Annotated in this window: 4 protein-coding genes; 1 reads left to right on the top strand and 3 read right to left on the bottom strand. The window is 66.1% G+C overall.

All coding sequences use genetic code 11. From position 1 onward, the window contains the following. Positions 1 to 139 (bottom strand): twin transmembrane helix small protein (locus WCE35_RS19690; RefSeq protein ID WP_424594994.1); only part of this gene is annotated, 139 nt, incomplete at its 3' end. Positions 140 to 275: 136 nt separating this feature from the next. Between WCE35_RS19690 and WCE35_RS19685 the strand changes: the two genes are divergently transcribed. Further along, positions 276 to 1,169: a YihY/virulence factor BrkB family protein gene (locus WCE35_RS19685; RefSeq protein ID WP_424594993.1), complete on the top strand. Its 894-nt coding sequence runs from the start codon at positions 276 to 278 to the stop codon at positions 1,167 to 1,169. On the opposite strand, the gene WCE35_RS19680 is transcribed toward WCE35_RS19685, so the two are convergent. Beyond that, complete coding sequence (locus WCE35_RS19680; protein WP_424594992.1) at positions 1,096 to 2,349, bottom strand: ATP-binding protein; 1,254 nt, start codon at positions 2,347 to 2,349, stop codon at positions 1,096 to 1,098. The two genes, WCE35_RS19685 and WCE35_RS19680, sit on opposite strands and share 74 nt — an antisense overlap. 68 nt (positions 2,350 to 2,417) lie before the next feature. Further along, a partial coding sequence (locus WCE35_RS19675) for a glutamate--tRNA ligase family protein (RefSeq protein ID WP_424594991.1) occupies positions 2,418 to 2,865 on the bottom strand: 448 nt, incomplete at its 5' end.

The raw sequence follows: 2,865 nt of genomic DNA, 5'->3' as shown, positions 1-2,865 counted from the left end.
ACAATACCCTGAGCCGCATCAGCTTCTGCGAGCGGTTCGGCGAACCGCCCCGCATCATGTTGATAAGGCCGAGCAGCAGCACCAGTGCAACGGAGGCGACGGCGATAGGGAGGATTATCGAACTCAGGAAAGATGCCATCGGCAGTACATAACACCGCGCCGGGCGGATCGCCAAACGCTCGCAGGCCGCGCAACGATCTGGCTTTTAGCCCAATAATATCAGAAGCTAGGCCAATTCCCGGGTCGAACCCTGTGTCGCTGGATCAAGGTGGAATGTGAGGCAGATCAGCTACGTTTATCACGTCGTGGTGGATGCGTTCTACACGTTCCTCGCTGACGACGGCTGGGCGATCGCGAGCCATATCGCGCTGTCGACCCTGATGGCGCTGTTTCCTTTCCTGATCGTGCTGACGTCATTGGCCGGTTTCTTCGGCTCCAAGGAACTGGCCGACCAGGCCGCGAGCCTGTTGCTGGAGATGTGGCCCAAACAGGTCGCCGATGCGCTCTCGGGAGAAATCCACGATGTCCTGACGACAACCCGCGGCGACATCCTGACCATCGGCGCGGTGCTCGCGGTGTATTTCGCCTCCAACGGCGTCGAGGCCCTGCGGGTGGCGCTGAACCGCGCCTACTCCGTGATCGAGCCGCGGAGCTGGTACTGGCTGCGGCTTGAATCGATCGGCTACACGCTGGTCGCGGCCTTCACCTCGCTGGCGATGGCCTTCCTGATCGTGCTCGGTCCCCTGATCGTGGAGGCGGCGCGGCGCCATATCCCGCTGATCGTCGAAACCAACGAGCATTTCCTCAATGTTACGCGTTACGGCATCACCATCACGGCGCTGATCGTGGCCCTGTTCATCCTGCACGCCTGGCTTCCGGCGGGACGCCGGGGGTTCCTGCAGATCCTGCCCGGCATCATCTTCACCATGGTGGCGTCGCTGGTATCCGGCATCGTGTTCGGCCAGTATCTGGCGCGGTTCGCCAACAATTACGTCACCATGTATGCCGGCCTCGCGTCCGTCATCATCGCGCTGGTGTTCCTGTATTTCATCGCCGCGATTTTCGTCTATGGCGGCGAACTGAACGCGGCGATCATCAAGTCGCGGCTGCCGCATGGCGTGTCGCTTCAAGCAGCGCAGTCGCTAAGGCCCGCGGACTCACAGGCTTGACCAGAAAGGCGTCGGCTCCGGCTGCGCGCGATGCCGCCTCGTCGTCACCACGGCCGGACACCCCGATGATCGCGATGCGGCCAAGCGGCGGATTGAGTGCCCGGATCCGCCGGATCGCCTCGATGCCGCCGATGCCCGGCAATACCATGTCCATCAGGACCGCATCGAACGCGCCCTGCGCGATCCGCTCCGGCGCGGCCTCGCCGTGCCCGATGAACTCCGCCTGGTGACCGAGTTCGGTCAGGATCGCGTTGAGCACGACGCGGCCGAACGGATTGTCTTCCACGCTGAGCACGCGCAACGCCCGCGGTGCGGCGGTCGATACCTCGCTGTCGGTCCCGGGGACGAGGGCCCCCCGCCCCTTTGCGGGCGCCACCACGACGTTGAGGGTAAAGGTGGTGCCGCCGCCGCGCCGCTGTTTCACGAAGATGTCGCCACCCATCGCCCGCGCCAGCGCCTTCACCGACGACAGCCCGAGCCCGGCGCCGCCGAAGCGTGCGGCGATCGAGACATTGGCCTGCGAAAACGGGCGGAACAGCCGCTTGATCTCGTCGAGCGTCAGGCCGATCCCGCTGTCGGAGACCGCGAACGCGATACCAATTTTGCCCCTGGCGCCGCGCACCGGCGACACCGAAAACGCGACGGCGCCCTGCTCGGTGAATTTCACCGCGTTGTCGATCAGGTTTTCCAATGCCGCGCGCAGGCGAACGGGATCGCCGACCGCGAACGCTGGCAGCTCCTCGGATATCTCGACGGAGGATTGCAATCCCTTTGCCGCCGCCCGGCCGGCCAGCGAATCCCCGGCATTGCGGGCAAGCGTGCGCAAATCGAAAAAATCCTGCCGAACCGCCAGCCGGGAACTCCGGCTTCGCGCGGCATCGACAAACAAGGTTGCGAGGCTCGCGAGATGCTCGGCGCCGGCTCTGATGGTATCGACCCAGCGCAGCTCGCGCTCATCGAGGTCGGATGTCGCCAACAGATTGCTGATGGCCAGAATGCCGGTCAGCGGGGTCCGCACCTCATGCGCAAACGCGGCGAGCGCGGCTTCGACCATGCCGGAAGCGGCCTTCACTGGCGCGCGCCGACCGCGCGGCTTCGCCTGGGCGGCGGAAGCGCGCTTGGTTACCGGCCTCCGTTTGCGGGGCCGCGTGGTGCGCCGTAGGCGCGGTTTTGCCGCCATGATTTCTGTAACCCCGCGCGCGCCAGCATGCCATGGCCGGCCCGAGCGAGTCACGGGCGCGTTTTCAGCTACTCCCCGGAAAACTTTGCCAGTCCGACCAGCCGGCGGATGTCGGCCGGCGTCGCACCGCCGCCGCGAAGTTCCCGCAAGCCGGTGGCCCCGGTCGATTTCGCGAGCTTGTGTCCGGCGGCATCAAGGACAAGCCGATGATGCCGGTAGGCCGGCTGCGGCAGATTGAGCAGCTGCTGCAGCAGCCGATGCAGGCTGGTCGCCCAAAACAGGTCCTGGCCGCGCACCACATCGGTGACGCCCTGCAAGGCGTCGTCGATCACGACCGACAAATGATAGCTGGTCGGCGTCTCCTTGCGGGCCAGGACGACGTCGCCCCAGGCTTCCGGCCGGGCTCCCACCGCGCCGCGCTCGCCATCGGGTCCTTCACCGCGCTCGGTCCAGCCGAGCGTTCCGGCCAGCGCGCGGGCCGCCGCCATGTCGAGCCGCAGCGCGTAAGGCGCGCCC

This window comes from Bradyrhizobium sp. (assembly GCF_049691595.1).
In the GTDB taxonomy this organism is placed as follows: domain Bacteria; phylum Pseudomonadota; class Alphaproteobacteria; order Rhizobiales; family Xanthobacteraceae; genus Bradyrhizobium.
The sequence above is the reverse complement of the archived record's forward strand: the minus strand, read 5'-3'. Positions and strand labels throughout refer to the sequence as shown.

Bases quoted from the DNA above. Each gene is read 5' to 3' on its own strand.
- WCE35_RS19680 (WP_424594992.1), bottom strand. From the start codon at position 2,349: ATGGCGGCAAAACCGCGCCTACGGCGCACCACGCGGCCCCGCAAACGG.